Source organism: Alkalicoccobacillus porphyridii, from assembly GCF_007293315.1.
Taxonomy (GTDB): Bacteria; Bacillota; Bacilli; order Bacillales; family Bacillaceae_D; genus Alkalicoccobacillus; species Alkalicoccobacillus porphyridii.
In genome coordinates, this window is sequence record NZ_VLXZ01000302.1 from 1 (window position 1) to 256 (window position 256).

The following is a 256-nucleotide window of genomic DNA, read 5'->3' on the forward strand; positions in this document are numbered from 1 at the left end:
TGAAAACCAACTGGATACAGAAAAAATAACTATTAGTTATGAATTTATCCTCTGTCAACATCTTATCGCAAATACCGAGTTCAGCTATTTGGCACTCCCTGAAAATTATAACCGTTTGTTTTTACCAAATTCAAAAAACCAAACAAATAATAGTTTCAAAACGTTAAACAGCAAAGCTATTGGCAGGCTACTTGCTGCTGGTGGCGTATACAATGGGAACATTGAAGGATTCAGAGATACTGCGGAAAAACTGGGT

Annotated in this window: 1 protein-coding gene; it reads left to right on the forward strand. The window is 35.9% G+C overall.

What is annotated here, in order from left to right; genetic code table 11:
* On the forward strand, positions 1-256 hold a 256-nt coding region (locus FN960_RS24385), incomplete at both ends, for a hypothetical protein (protein WP_368854068.1).